Annotated in this window: 13 protein-coding genes and 1 tRNA gene; 6 read left to right on the plus strand and 8 right to left on the minus strand. The window is 70.9% G+C overall.

Annotated features, from left to right (window positions below):
* The first annotated feature begins 35 nt into the window (after positions 1–35).
* The gene (locus tag AB0J66_RS46790; protein WP_364675128.1) at positions 36–1,319 is read left to right on the plus strand and encodes a DUF4032 domain-containing protein; all 1,284 of its coding nucleotides are present in this window, start codon (positions 36–38) and stop codon (positions 1,317–1,319) included.
* Here the strand turns inward: AB0J66_RS46790 and AB0J66_RS46795 are convergent.
* Positions 1,299–3,065: a TrkA family potassium uptake protein gene (locus AB0J66_RS46795; RefSeq protein ID WP_364675131.1), complete on the minus strand. Its 1,767-nt coding sequence runs from the start codon at positions 3,063–3,065 to the stop codon at positions 1,299–1,301. The two genes, AB0J66_RS46790 and AB0J66_RS46795, sit on opposite strands and share 21 nt — an antisense overlap.
* Before the next feature lie 114 nt (positions 3,066–3,179).
* On the opposite strand from AB0J66_RS46795, the gene AB0J66_RS46800 reads away from it, so the two are divergent.
* Positions 3,180–3,950 carry a hypothetical protein gene (locus AB0J66_RS46800; RefSeq protein ID WP_364675134.1) on the plus strand — a complete coding sequence of 257 codons (771 nt, stop codon included), beginning with the start codon at positions 3,180–3,182 and terminating at the stop codon, positions 3,948–3,950.
* A gap of 52 nt (positions 3,951–4,002) precedes the next feature.
* Here AB0J66_RS46800 and AB0J66_RS46805 read toward each other — a convergent pair whose 3' ends face one another.
* The gene (locus tag AB0J66_RS46805; RefSeq protein WP_364675218.1) at positions 4,003–7,212 is read right to left on the minus strand and encodes a S8 family serine peptidase; all 3,210 of its coding nucleotides are present in this window, start codon (positions 7,210–7,212) and stop codon (positions 4,003–4,005) included.
* A 273-nt stretch (positions 7,213–7,485) separates the two neighbouring features.
* Complete coding sequence (locus AB0J66_RS46810) at positions 7,486–8,025, minus strand: peroxiredoxin-like family protein (protein WP_364675137.1); 540 nt, start codon at positions 8,023–8,025, stop codon at positions 7,486–7,488.
* A gap of 67 nt (positions 8,026–8,092) precedes the next feature.
* On the opposite strand from AB0J66_RS46810, the gene AB0J66_RS46815 reads away from it, so the two are divergent.
* A complete protein-coding gene (locus AB0J66_RS46815; protein WP_364675140.1) occupies positions 8,093–8,731 on the plus strand; it encodes a TetR/AcrR family transcriptional regulator C-terminal domain-containing protein in 639 nt (212 codons plus the stop codon).
* Here the strand turns inward: AB0J66_RS46815 and AB0J66_RS46820 are convergent.
* Both AB0J66_RS46820 and AB0J66_RS46825 read right to left on the minus strand, forming a co-directional pair.
* Positions 8,688–9,872, minus strand: a complete 1,185-nt coding sequence (locus AB0J66_RS46820; protein ID WP_364675142.1) for a low temperature requirement protein A — start codon at positions 9,870–9,872, stop codon at positions 8,688–8,690. The two genes, AB0J66_RS46815 and AB0J66_RS46820, sit on opposite strands and share 44 nt — an antisense overlap.
* On the minus strand, positions 9,869–10,297 hold the full coding sequence (locus AB0J66_RS46825) for a GNAT family N-acetyltransferase (RefSeq protein ID WP_364675144.1): 429 nt from the start codon (positions 10,295–10,297) through the stop codon (positions 9,869–9,871). Before AB0J66_RS46825 ends, AB0J66_RS46820 begins: the two co-directional genes overlap by 4 nt.
* Positions 10,298–10,351: 54 nt before the next feature.
* Between AB0J66_RS46825 and AB0J66_RS46830 the strand changes: the two genes are divergently transcribed.
* Positions 10,352–13,222 (plus strand): Hsp70 family protein, encoded by a 2,871-nt coding sequence (locus AB0J66_RS46830; RefSeq protein ID WP_364675147.1) that lies wholly within the window; start codon positions 10,352–10,354, stop codon positions 13,220–13,222.
* Positions 13,223–13,269: 47 nt separating this feature from the next.
* Here AB0J66_RS46830 and ugpC read toward each other — a convergent pair whose 3' ends face one another.
* The gene (ugpC, locus tag AB0J66_RS46835) at positions 13,270–14,355 is read right to left on the minus strand and encodes a sn-glycerol-3-phosphate ABC transporter ATP-binding protein UgpC (protein ID WP_364675149.1); all 1,086 of its coding nucleotides are present in this window, start codon (positions 14,353–14,355) and stop codon (positions 13,270–13,272) included.
* Between the two features lie 141 nt (positions 14,356–14,496).
* Here ugpC and AB0J66_RS46840 point away from each other — a divergent pair.
* Together AB0J66_RS46840 and AB0J66_RS46845 are read left to right on the plus strand one after the other, a co-directional pair.
* Positions 14,497–14,570, plus strand: a tRNA-Thr gene (locus tag AB0J66_RS46840).
* 943 nt (positions 14,571–15,513) lie between these two features.
* Positions 15,514–15,690, plus strand: coding sequence for a hypothetical protein (locus AB0J66_RS46845; RefSeq protein WP_364675151.1), 177 nt, complete (start codon positions 15,514–15,516; stop codon positions 15,688–15,690).
* Between the two features lie 7 nt (positions 15,691–15,697).
* Here AB0J66_RS46845 and rlmB read toward each other — a convergent pair whose 3' ends face one another.
* Both rlmB and cysS read right to left on the minus strand, forming a co-directional pair.
* Positions 15,698–16,804, minus strand: coding sequence for a 23S rRNA (guanosine(2251)-2'-O)-methyltransferase RlmB (gene rlmB / locus AB0J66_RS46850; protein ID WP_364675154.1), 1,107 nt, complete (start codon positions 16,802–16,804; stop codon positions 15,698–15,700).
* A complete protein-coding gene (gene cysS / locus AB0J66_RS46855) occupies positions 16,804–18,216 on the minus strand; it encodes a cysteine--tRNA ligase (RefSeq protein WP_364675156.1) in 1,413 nt (470 codons plus the stop codon). Before cysS ends, rlmB begins: the two co-directional genes overlap by 1 nt.
* Positions 18,217–18,242: the final 26 nt, after the last annotated feature.

The raw sequence follows: 18,242 nt of genomic DNA on the forward strand, positions 1-18,242 counted from the left end.
TATCAGGGACATATGTGCTAATCAGGCGTTCTCGCATGTGTGTAACGAGCCACCTGCGGCAGCGACGTGGCGGGGAGACCGTGCACACTGGTTCGGTGCGAATCACCTCCGCCGTCGTCGACCCAGCGCTGCTGGAGCTGCCGTGGGGCATTCCGCTGGAGGAGTGGCCCGCGGATCACCTGGTCGCCCTGCCCCAGGGCATCTCGCGGCACATCGTGCGCTTCGTCAAACTCAACGACGTGGTCTACGCGTTGAAGGAGACCCGCGAGCGGATCGCCGAGAAGGAGTACGACCTGCTGCGCGCGCTCGAGCGCATCGACTTCCCGTCCGTCGAGGCGGTCGGCATCGTCACCGACCGGGAGGACGCCGCCACCGGCGAGCCCCTGGAAAGCGTGCTGATCACCCGGCACCTGCAGTTCTCGCTGCCCTACCGTGCGCTGTTCTCGCACGTCCTGCGGCCGAACACGCTCAACCGCCTGCTCGACGCCCTGGCCGCGCTGGTGGTGCGGATGCACCTCACCGGCTTCTCCTGGGGCGACTGCTCGCTGTCCAACACGCTCTTCCGGCGCGACGCCGGCGCCTTCGCGGCCTACCTGGTCGACGCCGAGACCGGCAACCTCTACCCGAAGCTGTCCGAGGGCCAGCGCAGCGAGGACGTCGAGATCCTGCGGCTGAACATCTTCGGCGAGCTCCTCGATCTGGAAGCGGCCGAGCTGCTGCACGAGTCGATCGACCCCGAGTCCGTGGTCGACGACATCGTGGCCCGCTACGAACGGCTGTGGCACGAAGTGACCTATGAGCAGAAAGTGCCGCGGGACGACGCCCGGCACGACATCGAGGGCCGCATCCGCCGGCTCAACGAGCTCGGCTTCGACGTGGCCGAGGTCGCCATGTCCACCACGGACGGTGGCTACCGGGTCCGTCCCAAGGTGGTCGACGCCGGCTACCACACCCGCCGCCTGCTGCGCCTGACCGGCCTCGACGCCGAGGAGAATCAGGCCCGCCAACTGCTCAACGACCTCGACACCTACCGCGCGGAAAGCCTGCTGACCGACGAGCAGCAGGCCGCGCACCGCTGGCTCACCGAGGTCTTCGAGCCGGTGGTCCGGGCCGTGCCACCCGACCAGCGCCGCAAGCTGGAGCCGCAGGAGATCTTCACCCAGGTCATCCAGCACAAGTGGCTGCTCTCCGAGCAGGCCGGGCGCGACGTCGGCATGGCCGCCGCCGTCCAGTCCTACCTCAAGGACATCCTGGCCAAGAAACCTGACGAGCAGGCCGTGCTCGGTGTCGAGGTCAGCTCACTGGCCGCCGGTCTCTGACTCGCCCGCCAGCGGCCGCGCGGCCTGCCCGAGCAGCACCCGCAGACCGGCCCGGCGGGCCACCACCACGAGCTCGTCGCCGCCGGCGAGCACGCGGCGGGCGTCCGGCTCCCAGTCGACCCATTCGGAGCCGGCCGCGGTCATCCCTATCACCCGGGCGCTCTCCGGGCGGTCGGCGTCCTGAAGAACCGCGCCGTCCAGCTCCGAGCCGGGCATCACCTTGACCGCGGCCACCAGCAGCGCGTGCCGCTCGACCGGGATGGTGGCCAGCACCTCGCGCTCCAGCATCGCCGCGGCGAACGCCGGCGCGCAGAGCCGCGACACGCTGCGCGAGATGTCGATGTTGAACGCGTCCTGCACCCGACGCGCGAAATCGTCGTCGAACAGCCGCAACACGACCCGGATGCCGTCGCGGGCCTGCCGCGCGTGCAGGGCCGCCTGCAGGTTGACCGCGTCGTCGGTGGAGACCACGACCAGGGCCTGGCAACTCGCGATCGAGGCCGAGCGCAGCGTCTCCTCCAGCGACGCGTCGCCGACGATGACCGGGACGCCGAGCTGTTCGGCCACCTTCACCCCGCGCGCCTCCGGATTGCGGTCGATCGCCACCACGTCCAGCCCCAGATCGATCAGCTGACGCAGCACCCGGGTGCCGACATTGCCCAGCCCGACCAGCACGATGTGTCCCGTGTGGACCTTGAGAATCTCGCCGCGGTTGAGGGCCAGGCGGGTCCGGACCACGCCGTCCACCACGGCCGCGGTGACCAGCGGCAGCAGCGCCACCCCGGCCAGGGTCAGCACGAGCTGGGCGGCCTGAGCGGTGGGAGCGTTGTTCTCCTCCACATCGGAGGACCCGACCATGGTCAGCAGCGTCACGTAGATCGCCCGCCAGAACCCCTGCACGCCGGTGAAATGGGTCAGGAACGCCCCCGAGACCACGGTCAGCCCGAGCGCGATCAGCACGGCGATGCCGAGCTTGCGGCTCAGCCCGACCCGGATCGCCCGTCCGATCGACAGCCACGGCCGCCGGCGCCGCCCCTCCCGGGCCAGCCGGCGGGCCGTCACGGTCTGCGCGGCCGGCCGGCGACCGGCCTCGGCCAGGACCAGATCGGCGGGTTTGGGCTCGCCCTCGGGCGGCAGCACGGTCATCTTCCCGTTGCCGTCCGAGGTGGCCAGCGTCAGCACGACCGCCCGCTCCGGCACGTCCTCCCGCTGGGCGACGCTCATCGTGCGCGCCGCATGCCGGAAGTGGGTCGGCGCGGCCTCGCCCAGCGCGGCGGCGACGAAGGCGGGGGCGGCCATCGTGGCGTCGGAGAGCACCGCGCAATCGGCGAACAGCCGCCGCACGCCGTAGGCCAGGCCGGTGTTGAACATGCGGATGACCAGCCGCAGGTCGCCCTCGACGGCCCGCGCGCACAGGGCCGCGTGCAGGTTGACCATGTCGTCCGGCATCACCAGGGCCAGCGCCTGGGCGCCGGCCAGCCCGGCGTCGCGGAAGGTGCGCTCGTCGAGCCGGGTCGCGGTGATTACCCGTACGCCCCGCGCCCGTAACACCGTCAGGTCGGGCACCGACGTCTTGAGCTCGGGCGGGGTGATCACGGTGAGCCGGATCCGGTGCCCGGACCCCGCGAGCTCCTCGGCCAGCGTGTAGACCAGGGCGTCCGATCCGCACACGACCAGGTGCGGGCGGGTGTCACCCGTGCGGTCGCGCAGCCGCGCCATGAGGGACCTGCCTTGATCGGTTGCCACGTCGCGATCGTAGTCAGCCGGAACCCGCCGCCGGGGCCGCTCGTTGCCCCATCCGAGCCTTTAGTCCGAATTAGGGCTATTGGTCAATATCCCCCAGTCGCCAGGAGGAGTTCAGTGCGCAAGTCCATCGTCGCCGGAGCAGTGCTCGCCGGAGGAATCTTCCTGTTCGGGGCCACTCCCGCCCAGGCCGATCTGCTGCCGGGCACCGGCACCGGCACCGCCGAGCAGCAGCTCGACGAGCGACTCGCCGACCTGCTCGGTCAGAGCAACGGCGTCAATGTGGAGAATCCGCTGCGCTACAGCTCGCTCAACGGCAACCCGGTCACCGACAACCCGGTCCTGCAGTTCAAGGCGCCGCGGACCAGCACGCCGGACCTCAACCCGCTGCTGCCCGGCAACGCCGCCAACGAGCCCAAGCCGCAGCTCCCCGCGGCCGACGTGGTCGGCGGCACGCTGCAGCGCACCCGCAACGGTCAGGTGCTCGAGAAGCCGCTGCGGGACGTGCCTCCGACCGGGCAGGGCCTCCCCCTGCAGCAGCTCCCGCTGCGGCAGCTGCCGATCCGCAACCTGCCGCTGCTGGGCAACTCCGGCGGCCTGCCGGTGGTCGGCGGCCTGCTGATGCCGGACGGCCAGCCGGCGCCGGCTCTCGACCGGCCGATCGCCCGGTCGGCCCGCAGCACCCACCCGGACACCCCGGACACCAGCGGCCTCCCGGCCGGCGGCATGGCCGTCATCCCGGCCGCGACCGCGGCGCCGAAACCCGGCAAGCTCAAGCCCGCCGCCGCGCCCGAGGACCCGCGCCTGCACGAGGAGCCGATCGACGAGCACCGGCCGTTCTCGGCCGAGGGCCGGCCGATCGCCGGGATCGACAAGCAGTACCGATAGACGACGAGAAGGCCCGCCCCTCGACGAGGGACGGGCCTTCTACGTTGCCGTGCTAGCCGGCGACCGACCCCACGACGACCGTGGCCCGGCCGACGACCGCGCCCTCGTTCGTCACGATGGCCAGGTCACCGAAGAGCTGCCGCCCCTGCGCGGGCGCCGCGGCCACGGTGACCGTGCCGCTGACCGTGGTGCTGGCCCCGTTGGCCAGGGTGACCGCCGTGCCCGGCACGGTGACCGAGCCCAGCGCGGGGCTGTAGTAGACGTCCAGGTAGTCGTAGGCCGTCGAGCCCGCGGGCACCGAGTAGCCGTCCACCACGACCCGGTAGTCGCCCGCGGCCGGGTTGGCCAGCGAGATCGACTCCTCCGAGTCGCCGTCCGCGTCCGAGCCGACGAGGGTCTCCCCCCGGTAGAGGCTCAGGTCGAGGTCGGCCGCGGCGTCGGCCGGGTTGCCGATCGCCACGTTCAGCGCCGTCGAACCGGCCGGCAGCGTGAAGGTGAACTCCTGGCTCGCGCCGTCGGCGATCGTCGGCCGCTGCCGGTTGGCGCTGCCGAGCGAGCCGCCCTGCGGCGTGACCGTCACCGGGCCGAAGTTGTTCTTCACGGTCCAGGTGACCGGGTTGGCCGCGCCCACCGTCACGTTCGACAGCGTCGTGGTCTCGGGCGTCACCGTGACACCCTGCACCTTGGCGGTCAGCGTGAACGGGTTGCTGAGCACCGGCGTGGTCCGCCGGGACTCGACCTCGAGCTCCCAGATGCCGGGGATCGGGTTCTCGTACGCCCGCTCGCTCGGCTTGCAGGCCGCCTCGTCGCTGTAGTTGCTGTAGCAGGCCGTCGACGCCGTGTCCTCGACCGGAACGCCGTACGGGTTGATGCCGATCCAGCGGGTCTGCGAGCCGGCGGTCAGGCCGGACAGGTCGACCTGCAGCGCCTTCGTGCCGACGGGCACGTTGATGTAGAACGACGTCGTCGAGCTGCGGTCGACCGCGCCCTTGAAGGTGTTGACGTAGGCCGGCTTGACCGACTCGACGCCGGTGACGACCGTGTTCAGCACCTCGAAGTCGATCACCGGGGTGCTCGGGTCGTCCACCTGCAGCAGGGCGCTGGTGACGCCGCTGTTGGCGCGCACCACGACCGGCACGGTGACCGTCTTCTTCAGCGGCAGCGCCACCAGCGGGGTCGTGAAGAAGTTGGCCCGGTCACCCTTGAACGACAGCTTGTGCAGCACCGGGTAGCTCGGGCCCGACGTACGGGTGAGCTTGACGTTGACGACCTTGGTCTGACCGGCCTTGAAGCCGCCGGCCGAGGCCGCGCACCGGTTGTAGATGCCCACGCCCTGGCCGTCGGTGGCCAGCAGGTCGTCGAGCGGGGTGCAGACCGGCGCCGACGACGTGTAGTCGCGGGTGACCGGCTTGCGCTTCAGCGTGTTCCACGCGCTGGGCACGTCGAGCTGGCCGTAGCCCTGCTCGTTGACCTGCTCGCCGGGGACGGCGTCGGCGGTCGAGTAGATCGAGCGGCGCAGCTGGGCCGGGGTGACCTTGATGCCGTTCTGCTTGGCCGCCGAGAGCAGCAGCGCGGCGCCACCGGCGGCCTGCGGGGAGGCCATCGAGGTGCCGTTCTGCATCGAGTAGCCGATCGGCAGCGTGTACGGGACGGTGGCCAGGCCGGCCACGGTCTCCCAGGTCGGGTTCAGCGAGATGGCCGAGCCCGGGGCCGCGATGTTCGGCTTGAAACCGCCGTCCTCACGCGGGCCGCGCGACGAGAACGGGATGAGCTGCTGGCTCTTGCGCGTGGTGGCGCCGTAGTTGGCGAGCCAGGTCTCCTTGGTGATGCTCGCCGCGACGCTGACCACGTCGGTCGCCACGGACGGGTCGCCGATCGTGTTGACACCCGGGCCGCTGTTGCCGGCCGAGATGAACATCTGCACGCCGTACTTGCGGATCAGGTCGTTGTAGAGCTGGGCCCGCGCGTTGTTGCCGTCGTTCAGCGCCGGCAGACCGCCGATCGACATGTTGATCACGTCGACGTGCCGGTTGATCACCAGATCGGCCATGCCGGTGGTCAGCGCGGCCGCGGTGCAGCCGCCGCCCCACGAGCAGGCCCGCGACGACACGATCTTCGCGCCGGGCGCCTGCCCGTCGAAGTCCTTGTTGCCGAACAGGTCGTTGCCCGCGGCGATGCCGGCCACGTGCGAGGCGTGCAGGCTCTCCGGAATGCCGATGTTGACGAAGTCGCCGACGGTGCCCGCCGGGTAGCCGGCCGGCTCGAGGTCGACGTCCTCGCGGTACTCGACGACGAACGGCATGCGCTCGACGACCGCGGTGGCCGGGTTGTCCTGGCCGAAGTACCCGACGTCGTACTTCTCCTTGTACGGCCGCATCACGGCGTCGTCGGTGAAGTCGAAGTTCTGGTTCACGTCGACGCGGATGTCGTGCGTCTCGGGGTTGTAGAGCACACCCCACGTGTCGTTGGTGTCACCGTCGCGGTTGACGTCGCCCGCCGCGTCGCTGGCGGCCGTGATCGACTCACTGAAACGGTTGACGCGGTAGTTGCCCGCCGGCGCCTTCCAGGTCGCGCCCGCGTACGTGAAGCTGGGGCCGGCGACCGCGGTCAGCATGGCCCGCCACGAGCCGTCACCCTCCAGCAGCGGATCGGTGGCGGTGACCCAGTCGACGATTTTACGCTCGCCGGTGGTGGTCTTCTGCAGGGCCGGGTGCGCGAGGTCCACACCGGAGTCCATGATGCCGATCGTGATGCCGCGGCCGTCGTACTTCGGGTTCTTCTTCTTGAAGTCCACCGAGCCGGTCTCGTCGGTCGGCAGGTACGGGTTCGCGGCGGGCGTCTTGGGCCCGGGCGGCGCGAGAGTGGCCGACGGCTTCGACGACTGCTTGGCCGACAGGTCGGTCTCCGGCAGCTTGATCGTCTCGTCCAGGTCGACCGCCTGGATGCCGGCGAGCTTCGCGGCGGCGACCACCTTGCTGGTCGGCACCGAGGCCAGCACGTAGCCGATCTCGTCGAAGCGCTGCGCGACGACGCCGCCCAGGCTCTTGATCTTCGCGGCGACCTCGGCCGATTTGCCCTGCTCGGCCGCGATGATGACCGTGACGTTCTTCTTCTTGGCCGCCTCGGCCTGGGCCAGCAACTCGGCGTCGTGCGAGCCGAGCGTGTCGGCCGGCGACTCCTTGGGCGTGTCGGACGCCTTCTGCTCAGCGGCGGGCAGCAGGCCCGCGCCGGGTTCCGCCGCGGCCGGGAGCGAGCCGGTCATCGTCGCCGCGCCGGTGGCCAGGCCGGCCGCCAGCACCGAGATGAACGTTCGACGGCCCCATGTGGATTGTTGTCTCACGTACGGGTCCTCCGGAAGGAAGGCGCTCAGCGGGGGTCGACTGAGCGCATCTCCCGAATCTTCCGATCGATCTCCATAGAAGTCACTACGGTCGATGACGTCGTGACGAGGCCGTGACATTCCGTTCGACGCATGGAAACGTCCAGATTTCCATGCGGTTACCAGCGAAAACACCCACTATGGGTCCCATCGAAATCAGCCCATGCGAAGCCAATTGCCCGACCCGGCGGCCAGCCGCAGCACCTCGTCGACCGACCATTGGTCGTAGGCGTGATGCCCGAACTTGCTCGCCACCGTGCGCCCGCCCGGCGCGATCAGGAAATCGGCCGGCAGCCCGAGCCGCCCCTGCCGCTGCCTCCCAGCCGGCCCGGCCTCCCTTCGCCGGCCGATCATCACGCTGCTCCGGGCGACCGCCCGGATCACCGGCCCCCACGCCCGCGGATGCAGCAGCGACCGCGGCGACGCTTGCACCCCGTACTCGGCATAAAGCCTCTTCTCCGGATCGGGGATCACGGCGAACGGCAGGTCGTACTCCCGTAGCTCCTCGGCCGGCGAATGGAACACGACAACTTCACGGATCCCGGCCGCCTCGATCTCGGCGTGCCGCTGGACGATCGACCGAAGGTGCAGATTGCAGATCGGGCAGCCGGCAAAACGCCGGAACTGCAGGTGGATGAGGCGCTCGGGGTCGGGGACGGTCACCGCCGCCCCGTCGACGGCGATCAATTCGCGCATGACGGCTCCCTCGTAGGCGTACGTCGTACGCTTAAGCGTGTAGGCGTACCGCGTACGCTGTCAACCCGTGCCCCGTGCCCGTTCCCTGCACCCCGACCGCCTGGCCGCGGCCGCGCTCGCCGTCATCGACCGCGACGGCCTGCCCGGGCTGACCATGCGCGCCGTCGCCACCGAGCTCGGCATGAGCACCATGGCGCTCTACCGCTACGTCGCCGACCGCGCCGAGCTCGAGCTGCTCGTCACCGACTGGTGCCTGCGCGACCTGGACACGTCACCACCCGGCGATCCGCACTGGACGGACCAGATCAAGACCTTGGCCCTGCGCGTACGCGACCAGGTCGGCCCCCATCCGCAGGCGATCCCGCTGCTGATCGCCAACCGGCAGCGCAGCCGCATCCTGCTGCGCTGGTCCGAGTCGGTGGTGACCGTGCTGGCCGCGGCCGGCTTCACCGGGGCCAACCGGGTGATCGCCCTGCGCGGCCTGGTCGGCTACCTCAACGGCGCCCTGCTTCAAGGCCAACTGGGCGCGCTGGCCGGCCCCGGCACCGAGGTCATCGCGGCCCAGAGCGACTTCCCGATGATGGCCGAGACCGCCCGGGCGGCCCGGGCGGTCTCGGCCGACCGCGAGTTCGCCGGCGGTCTCGACATCGTGCTGCGCGGGCTCAGCCGATCCGGTCCGGGCGGCGCCGGCCCAGCACCGAGTTGACCGCGACCAGCACCACCAGCAGCCCGGCCAGGATCTCGATCGAGCCCGCGACCAGCGGCGTCAGCAGGCACAGGACCCCGAAGACCGGGAAGATCAGCAGCAGCGGGCCGCTCAGGTGCGGCCGGATGTGCAGCAGGTAGACGAAGAGCAGGTAGACCGCGACCGGCACCGCGATCGCGTACCCGGCCATCGTCCGTGAGATCTCCGCGTGATGGGTCACGTAGTCGACGTTCACCCCGAGACCGGCCCCGACCGCGGCCGCCGCCGCGAAGATGAAGTAGTGGCCGTAACCCCACATCAGCGACGTGCGCAGCCGTGTGATCAGGTTGTGGGCCGACCGGTCGAAGTAGAGCCACCACAACGCGAAGACGATCACGATCCCGGAGACGGCCAAGCTGATCAGCTCGGTCTGGTACTTGCCCTCGCCCTCCTCGAAGGCGCTCTGGAACGCCACCGTCGCCGACAGCACCGCCTCACCCAGCACGATGATGGTGAACAGGCCGTACCGCTCCGAGATGTGATGCGGGTGGTAGGTCGTCGGGCCGCCCGGCGCCGCCTCGGCCCACACCGGCACGGCCAGCTCCAGCAACGCCAGCGCGATGAAGGCGGGCGCGATCCACGGCGAGTCGTGCGGGATCAGCAGGCGCAGCAGCCACAGCACCTGCACCGCGGTCACGCCGATCGCATACCGGTACGCGGTCGCCCGGCGCTGCGGGTCGGACCGGGCCGCGCGCAGCCACTGCGACACCAGGGCCAGCCGCATGATGACGTACCCGATGGTGATCAGCAGGAAGTCGGTGCGCTCGAAGGCCGCCTCGACGCCGGCCGCCAGCACCAGCGCGCCGGCGATCTGGACCAGCGTGGTGATCCGGTAGACGTCGTCGTCGGTGTCGTAGGCCGACGCGAACCAGGTGAAGTTCATCCACGCCCACCAGATCGCGAAGAACACGGTCAGGTAGCCGTAAAGGCCATGGCCCACGTGGTGCTCGGCGATGCTGTGGTGCAGCGGCAGGGCGGCCTGGGCCACCGCGACCACGAAGCAGAGATCGAAGAAGAGCTCCAGCGGCGTCGAGACGCGGTGCGGCTCGTCGGCCGAACGCGCGCGCATCGGCGTCAGGAAGGTGCGGGTCGGGCTCGTCATGCGTGCTCTCCGTCTATGAAATCCCAGTTGAGAAGCGTGAACGGCGCCTCCTCGGAGGCGCCGGCCCGCCGGTACGTGGCGCGGGCGGCGACGTTCCCCGGCTCCGTGCCGACCCACATGCCGTAGCAGCCGTTGCGGCGGGCGATCCCCGCCAGCTCTTCGACCAGGCGGGTGGCCACTCCGTGACGGCGGGCGCCCTCGGTCACACCCAGCTCGTAGATGAACATCTCGGTCCCCTTGTCCGGGTGGGTCATCTCGACCCCTGAGACCATCCCGACCGGTACGCCTTCGTCGTCGTAGGCCAGAAGCAGGTGATGGCCCGGCGACGCGAGGAAACGCTCGGTCGCGGCCGGCAGCGGCGGCCCGTCGAACAAGCCGGCTGCGGCCTCGACCGCCTCGGCTTTCTCGACCCGTTCGATGCGCATGGCGACCACCATAGGTGGCTGATCGCGTCGTACCCAGGTCGTAGCATGACGCGCATGACCGACGGCTACGTGCTCGGTGTGGATCTCGGCACCTCGCACACGGTGGCGATGCTGCGCCGGCCCGACGGGCGCACCCGGCCGCTGCTGTTCGACGGCCGCCCGCTGCTGCCCTCGGCGGTCTTCCTCGACCCCACCGGCCGCCTGCACGTCGGCGCCGACGCGCTGCGCCTCGGCCAGGCCGACCCCGGCCGCCTCGAGCCGCACCCGAAACGCCACGTCGACCAGGACACGGTGATGCTCGGCGACGGCGCCACCGTCGGCGTCGCCGATCTCCTGGCCGCCCTGCTCGAAGCGGTCGCCCGCGAGGCCGTGGCCACCGCCGGCTTCCTGCCCCCGGCCGTGATCACCTACCCCGCCGCCTGGGGCGCCCGCCGCCGGGCCGTGCTGACCCACGCCCTCGACAAGGCCGGCTGGCCTCCGGACACCCTCGGTCAGCCGTCCGACACAGCCCTGGTCCCTGAGCCGGTCGCCGCCGCCCGCTACTTCGCCGAGGTCCTGCGCCGCCCCCTGCCCGACAAGTCCGCCCTGGCCGTCTTCGACTTCGGCGCCGGCACCCTGGACATAGCCGTCGTCCGCCGCGACGCCACCACGTTCGCCGTGGCGGCCTCCGGCGGCGCCGACGACCTGGGCCGCCTCGACATCGACGCGGCCCTGGTCGAGCATCTCGGCAAGTCGCTCAGCGGCGCCGAGCCCGCCGCCTGGCAGGCGCTGACCGAGCCGGTCACCCTGGCCCAGTGGCGCGCGCGCCGCCAGTTCTGGGAGGACGTCCGCGGCGCCAAGGAGATGCTGTCCCGCAGCTCCTTCGCCCCCGTCCCGGTCCCCGGCGTCGAGCAGGCCGTCCACCTGACCCGCGACGAGCTCGAGGCCGCCGCCGACCCGCTGATCCGCCGCGCCGTCGCCGAAGCCGCCACCGTGATCGCCGCCGCCGGCCTCACCCCCGCCGACCTGGCCGGCCTCTTCCTGGTCGGCGGCTCGTCCCGCGTCCCCCTGGTCGCCCGCCTGCTGCACAGCGAGCTCGGCATCGCCCCCACCGTCCTCGAACAACCCGAACTCCCCGTAGCCGAGGGCGCCACCCTCCGCCACGCCCCCACCACAGCCACCCCACCCCCGCTCACCGACACCCACGCCACGTCGCCAACCGACCCCGCCACCGCGCCCTCCCCAGCCGGCTCGCCTTCCTCCCCCTCACCCGCAGGCTCCGCCCACTCAGGACCCTCCGCCCAAGCCGCCCCTTCTCCCTGGGCCAGCCCTCTCTCTGCGGCCGACAAAACGGACGAGCGCGAGTACGTCGAGGCCGTCGACCCGTGGGCCGCCGGAGAAGCCGCTGCGATCGCCGCCGGCCACCTCGCGCCCGGCTCGCCCACCTCGTCGGCCCCGGCACCCGGTTCGCCGGCGGGCACGCAGCCGGGCTCACCGACGTCCTCGGCCGCGGCGCCCGGCTCCCCCGAGCCGGCTCCCGAAGCGCCCTGGCAGCCGCCCACGCCACCACCCGCAGCCTCCCCCGATCCCGCCGCCAAGAGCCGCCGCCGAACGTGGACCATCGCCGGTGCCGCCGCCCTGGCCCTCCTGCTGGCCGGCGGCAGCGCCCTCGCCTGGACCCTCTGGCCGCGCCACCCCTCTCTCGACTACCACCCCCTCTCCGAGCTGCAGCACGTGCCGCCCGTCGTCGAGATCGGCTCGGCCTGGTCCGACGCCGCCGTCCGAGGCGACCGGGTCTATTTCGCCAGCACCAACTACGACAACGGAGACCTCGGAGTCGTTGCACTGGACGCCGGAGAAAAATCCGCCGCCTGGAGCCACCGGGAGACCGGCGTCGCCCAACGCTGGCAGGAGATGGTCGCCCTCCCCGACGGCGTCGCCCTGTTCAGCGACACCGACTCCAGCAAAGGCACCAGCGAACTGGTCATCCTCGACGCCGGCCGGGGCGACAAACGCTGGCAGCGCACCCTCGGCCGCGACGATGTCGTCTACTTCGCCGGGGACCGCGCCATCGTCGCGGACCGGCAAGGCCGCCGCTTGCTCGGCCTGAAGCTCGACGACGGCAGCGAGGCCTGGGCCCAGCCCGACCCCGGCGAGTCCACCTCGCCCACCGCCGTCCACCTGGTCACCACCCCGGCCGATCTGGACGGCCCGGCCGGCCTGACCGGCCGGCCCTTCGACGCCGACCCGGGCGACGACCCGCGCCTGGTCCAGATCACCCCCGACCACTCGGTCCGGGTCCTGAACGCGAACTCCGGCAAGATCATCGCCTCCCGGGCCAACGTGGCCGACACCGACGACGACGTGGTCGCCCACAACGGCCGCCTGATCGTCCGCGAGGACGAGGACGCCGACCGGATCGTCACCTACCAGCTCGACCAGCTCGGCGAGCCCGACGTCACGTACACCGCCCCGACCGCCACCGCCAAGCTGGGCGGCCTCACGCCCTGCGGCGACGACCGGGTCTGCGCCATCGAATCGACCGGCTACGGCGACGAGAACGCCACCGTGATCGCGCTCGACGTGGCCAAGGGTGGGAAGCTCTGGTCCCGCAAGGCGGCCAAGGCCGAGACCCTCGTCCCGGTCGGCGAGGCTGTCCTGGCCCGCTCCACCACCCCCGAAACCACCCTGATCGACGCGGCGGGCGAGCAGGTCGGCACGGGCAAGTTCGATGCCGTACGCCTCGACGCCGCCAACATCCTCGAGTTCAGCAAGCCCCTCGTCGGCTACGTCGACGACCCGGCCGTGGCCGGCCGCCACCTGGGCGACGACCCGGTGCAGCTGGGCCCGCTGCAAGGCGTGCGCACCAGCACGTGCGCCTGGAACACGTCGGTGCTGGCCTGCGTCGCCGACAAAGACTTCATCGTGACCCGTTTCGCCGAATGAAAAAGGCGGCCCCCCACCGGGGGCCGCCTCTCAGCTGGGTCAGGACGTCAGATGCGGACGCCGGACTCAGCGTTGAACACGTGCAGAGCGTTCGTCTGCGGCTTCACGTACACCGTCTCACCCATGTTGGGCATGTGGCGCCGGTCGGTACGGACCGTGAAGCGCTCCGAACCACCCTCCAGCTCGGCGTGGCCGTACACGTTGGCGTCCGAGCCGAGGTCCTCGACCAGGTCGACGACGATCGGGAAGCCGCCATCGTTCTCCGACACCAGGTCAGCCGCCTCCGGACGGAAACCGATCGTGACCTTGCCGCCGCCGCTCTGCGCGGCCGCGGTCTGCTCGCGGGTCAGCGGAACCGCCAGCGTGCCGAAGTGGCCACCGGCCTCAGTCAGCGGAACAGTCTTGATGTTCATGGCCGGGGAGCCCATGAAGCCGGCCACGAAGACGTTGCCGGGCGTGTCGTACAGCGCACGCGGGGTGTCCACCTGCTGCAGCACACCGTCGAGCATGACAGCCACCCGGTGACCCATCGTCATGGCCTCGACCTGGTCGTGCGTCACATACACGGTGGTGACGCCCAGCTTGGCCTGCAGCGTGGCGATCTGCGAACGCGTCTGGACACGCAGCTTGGCGTCAAGGTTCGACAACGGCTCGTCCATGAGGAACACCTGCGGCTCACGCACGATCGCGCGGCCCATGGCGACACGCTGGCGCTGACCACCGGAAAGCGCCTTCGGCTTGCGGGACAGGTACTCGTCGAGCTGCAGGAGAGCCGCGGCCTCCTTGACCCGGCGGTCGATCTCCGCCTTCGAGGTCTTCCGCAGCTTCAGCGCGAAGGCCATGTTCTCGTACACCGACATGTGCGGGTACAGAGCGTAGTTCTGGAAGACCATCGCGATGTCGCGCGACTTCGGAGGAAGATTCGTGACGTCCTTGCCCTCGATGAGGATCCGACCCCGGTCGACATCCTCGAGCCCCGCCAGCATGCGCAGCGAGGTCGACTTGCCACAACCGGAAGGGCCGACCAGAACGAGGAACTCCCCGTCACCGATCTCGAGATCCAACTCGTTCACCGCGGGACGCTCAGCCCCCGGGTAAATACGAGAGGCCTTGTCATAGGTAACCGTAGCCATGGTGCAGCGACTTCCTTTCCACCGGCAGGAACGTGCCGGACGATCCGAGTGGAAACAGCCCCGTAAACGTAAAGCTTTTTACACGTCATGCCAAGGGCGGCCCATAAGCCCACAGCAGATATGCTGGGCCCCGCACCACCCGCCCCTGTAGCTCAGATGGCCAGAGCACCCGTCTTGTAAACGGGAGGTCGTCGGTTCGATCCCGACCGGGGGCTCGCTGGCGGAGGAGTCTGCTTGCAAGAAGCGCACGCCTTGCCATCTCGCGTATCTACCTGGGGGCCGAGCCCCCAGACCCCCACGGTGCGGTGGTTGCGGTGAGGGGGCCGCTCGCGGTGGGGTGGGGGCGGATCTGGCGCCTTCGGCGATCACAGGTCCGCCAGGCGGGACCGACGCCAGGCAGCGTCGCCACATCCACCAGGGCGGGACCGACGCCAGGCAGCGCCGCCACATCCACCAGGGCGGGACCGACGCCAGGCAGCGCCGCCACATCCACCAGGGCGGGACCGACGCCAAGCAGCGCCGCCCCGCCCACCAAGGCGCGACCAACGCCAAGCAGCGCCGCCCCGCCCACCAAGGCGCGACCAACGCCAAGCAGCGCCGCCACCTCCACCACCAGGCGGTGGGAGGTCAGGCAGTGGCCCTACATCCGCCGGGCGCGTTGGGACTTGGCAGCGTCTGCGGCTCTCGGAGTGGGCAGCGGAGGAAGGGCGCGTGGCGCGCAAGCGGGTCAGTCGGAGGCGCGAGTGCGCGGCCGGCTAGGCGGAGCGGCACCCGCGTCTTCTGGGCCGGGTGGCGCCCGCATTTCTCAGGTGGGGCAGCGCCCACGACCTGGTTGGTTCTGGCTTGGGTGATCCCGTTGCGACGACGTGTGGGGTTGATCGCGCTTGGGTGGGGTGTGCAACCGGGGTGTGGTTGCGCACCCCACCCAAGCGCGATTCCCTCGCTCGGCGCCGCAACGGGATCACCCAAGCCCCGCCCTTCCGCCCCTCACTCCGATCCCAGCAGCGATGACCGGGGTCTGGGGCAGCGCCCCAGGGTCTTCCCCATCCGCACGACCGGTGCCTGACGGGTCTTCCCGATCCGCACGACCGTGCTCCGGAGCAGCGCCCCAAGATCCCGGGACAACGCCCCAAGATCCTCCCCCTCGTTGATCACTCCGTGAAGATCAAGTTGTACGCCGCGGTGACCGCCCTGGTCATGGTCCCCACTCCAGCAGCCGCCGCCCCTTTGAACAACGACTCTGGCGGCACCCGCTCCTACGCGCTGAAGGTGAACGTGCCCGCCAAAGACGACCACCCGCCCGTGATCACGGGCGGGTGGGTCCATGAAGACTAACGGCCTGTCACTGGCCGTAGGAGCGGCGCCGGGTCACCTCGGCCAAGGTCACTGCGGCGGCCACGCTGGCGTTCAGCGACTCCACGTCCGAGGCCATCGGGATGCTGACGCGCAGGTCGCAGGTCTCGCCGACGAGGCGGGACAGGCCGCGGCCTTCCGATCCGACGACCACGAGCAGCGGGCCGACGGCCGCTTCGAGCTGGTAGAGGTCTGTCTCGCCGTCGGCGTCGAGGCCGATCGCGGTGAAGCCTTCCTTCTGCGCGGCCTTGATGGCGCGGGTCAGGTTGACCACCTGCGAGACCGGCACGCGGGCGGCCGCGCCGGCGCTGGTGCGCCAGGCGGTCGCGGTGATGCCGGCCGCGCGACGCTCGGTCATGAAGACGCCGTGGCCGCCGAAGGCCGCCACGGATCGGATGACCGCGCCCAGGTTGCGCGGGTCGGTAATGCCGTCGAGGGCGACCAGCAGCGGGGCCGGCTGTTCGAGGGCGGCGGCGACCAGGTCGTCGAAGTTCTCGTAGGCGAACGGCGGGACCTGCAGGCCGATGCCTTGGTGGAGGACGCCGCCGGTCATCCGGTCGAGTTCGTTGCGGCCGATCTCGAGGATCGGGATGCCGCGGTCGCCGGCGGTGCGGACGATCTCGGTGACCCGCTCGTCGATGTCGATGCCCTGGGCGACGTAGAGCGCCGTGGCCGGCACCGCGGCCCGCAGCGCCTCGACCACCGGGTTGCGGCCGAGCAGCAGCTCGGGGCCTTCCTTGGTGGGGTTGGAGCGCCGGCCGGGGGCGACCCGGGGGCCACCGCGCGGGGTGAACTTGCCGCGTTGGGGCACGCCGCGACCGCCGCCCCGGCCCCAGGTGGTGTCCTTCGTGCCGGGGATGCCGATCTTGGGCGCGCGGCCCTCGGCGGCCGCTGCCCGGCGCTCTTTCTCCTGCTTGCGGGCGGTCTTGTCGGGGAGTTTCTCGGTGCCCGAGTAGCCCTTGTGCCACGGCCGTTCGTCGGCGGGCAGGGTGCGGCCCTTGCCCTTGAGGCCGGAGCGGTTCTTACCGCCCGACCCGACCGCGGCGCCCTTTTTGGCGGTGGCCCGCTTGCTCGCGTTCTGGGAGTTTCCCGGCATCAGTGCTCTCCTACCGTCCATCGCGGCCCGGCCGGAGTGTCCTCCACCTGAATTCCCGCGTTCTTGAGCTGGTCGCGCACCGAGTCGGCGGCCGCCCAGTCCTTCCTTGCCCGGGCCTGCGCGCGCTGCTCGAGCGCCAGCTTGACCAGCGCGTCGACGACCGGCTTGAGGTCGCTCTGCGCGGCGCCACCGGTCCATTTCTCGTCGAGCGGGTCGAGGCCGAGCACACCCAGCATCGCGCGGACGGCGGTGAGCGCCCCGCGGATGCCGGCTTCGTCGTTGGCCGTGAGGGCGTTGTTGCCCTCCCGGATGCAATCGTGCACGACGGCCAGCGCGGCCGACGTGTTGAGGTCGTCGTTCATGGCCGCGGCGAAGGCCGGGGGCACGTCCTTCGGCCGGCCGGGGCCGACGATCTCGGCCGCGCGCTGCACGAAACCCTCGATCCGGCGGTACGCGGTGGCAGCCTCCCGCAGAGCGTCGTCCGAGTAGTCGATGCGCGAGCGGTAGTGCGGCGAGGCGAGGTAGTAGCGCACCTCGACCTCGCGGATGCCCATCGCCCGGACGGCGTCGAGGTCGATCACATTGCCCAGCGACTTGCTCATCTTGGCCTCGCCGAGGTTGAGCAGCGCGTGGTGCACCCAGTAGCGCGCGAACGGCAGGCCGGCCGAGCGGGACTGGGCGATCTCGTTCTCGTGGTGGGGGAAGGTCAGGTCGACGCCGCCGCCGTGGATGTCGAACTCGTCGCCGAGGTAGCGCCGCGCCATCGCCGAGCACTCGATGTGCCAGCCGGGACGGCCGCGGCCCCACGGCGACGGCCACGACGCGTCGGACGGCTCGTCGGCCTTGACGCCCTTCCAGAGGGCGAAGTCGCGGTAGTCGCGTTTGTCGGGCTCGCCGCCGTCGGACGGCGGGCGCATGTCGTCCGGGTTCTGGCCGGAGAGCGCGCCGTACTCCTTGTACGAGGTGATGTCGAAGTAGACGTCGCCGTTGCCGCCGGGCGCCGGGTAGGCCCGGTCGCGCTCGATCAAGGTCGAGATGAGCTCGTGCATCTCGGGGATGTGCGCGGTGGCCAGTGGCTCGTAGGTCGGCGGGAGCACGTTGAGGTCGCGGTAGTTGGCGTCGAGCACCAGCTTGTTGGCGAAGGCGATCGACCAGAACGGCCGGCCCTGGGCCTGCGCCTTGTCGAGGATCTTGTCGTCCACGTCGGTGACGTTGCGGACGAAGGTGACCTCGTAGTTGGTGTGCAGCAGCCAGCGGCGCAGGACGTCGTAGTTGACGGCCGAGCGCAGGTGACCGATGTGCGGCACCGACTGCACGGTGAGACCACACAGGTAGATCCCGACCTGACCGGGCGTCTTCGGGACGAAATCCCGGACGGATCGGGTCGCGGTGTCATACAAGCGCAAACTCACCTGACAAGGGTACCGGCCCCGCCAAG

Source organism: Actinoplanes sp. NPDC049598, from assembly GCF_040675435.1.
In the GTDB taxonomy this organism is placed as follows: domain Bacteria; phylum Actinomycetota; class Actinomycetes; order Mycobacteriales; family Micromonosporaceae; genus Actinoplanes.

What these genes read in the sequence shown, in the direction of transcription:
- AB0J66_RS46825 (WP_364675144.1), bottom strand. Translation starts at nt 10,297, where the DNA reads ATGCGCATCGAACGGGTCGAGAAAGCCGAGGCGGTCGAGGCCGCAGCC.
- AB0J66_RS46830 (WP_364675147.1), top strand. Translation starts at nt 10,352, where the DNA reads ATGACCGACGGCTACGTGCTCGGTGTGGATCTCGGCACCTCGCACACG.
- AB0J66_RS46790 (WP_364675128.1), top strand. Translation starts at nt 36, where the DNA reads ATGTGTGTAACGAGCCACCTGCGGCAGCGACGTGGCGGGGAGACCGTG.
- rlmB (WP_364675154.1), bottom strand. Translation starts at nt 16,804, where the DNA reads ATGCCGGGAAACTCCCAGAACGCGAGCAAGCGGGCCACCGCCAAAAAG.
- AB0J66_RS46810 (WP_364675137.1), bottom strand. Translation starts at nt 8,025, where the DNA reads ATGCGCGAATTGATCGCCGTCGACGGGGCGGCGGTGACCGTCCCCGAC.
- AB0J66_RS46805 (WP_364675218.1), bottom strand. Translation starts at nt 7,212, where the DNA reads ATGACCGGCTCGCTCCCGGCCGCGGCGGAACCCGGCGCGGGCCTGCTG.
- AB0J66_RS46820 (WP_364675142.1), bottom strand. Translation starts at nt 9,872, where the DNA reads ATGACGAGCCCGACCCGCACCTTCCTGACGCCGATGCGCGCGCGTTCG.
- ugpC (WP_364675149.1), bottom strand. Translation starts at nt 14,355, where the DNA reads ATGGCTACGGTTACCTATGACAAGGCCTCTCGTATTTACCCGGGGGCT.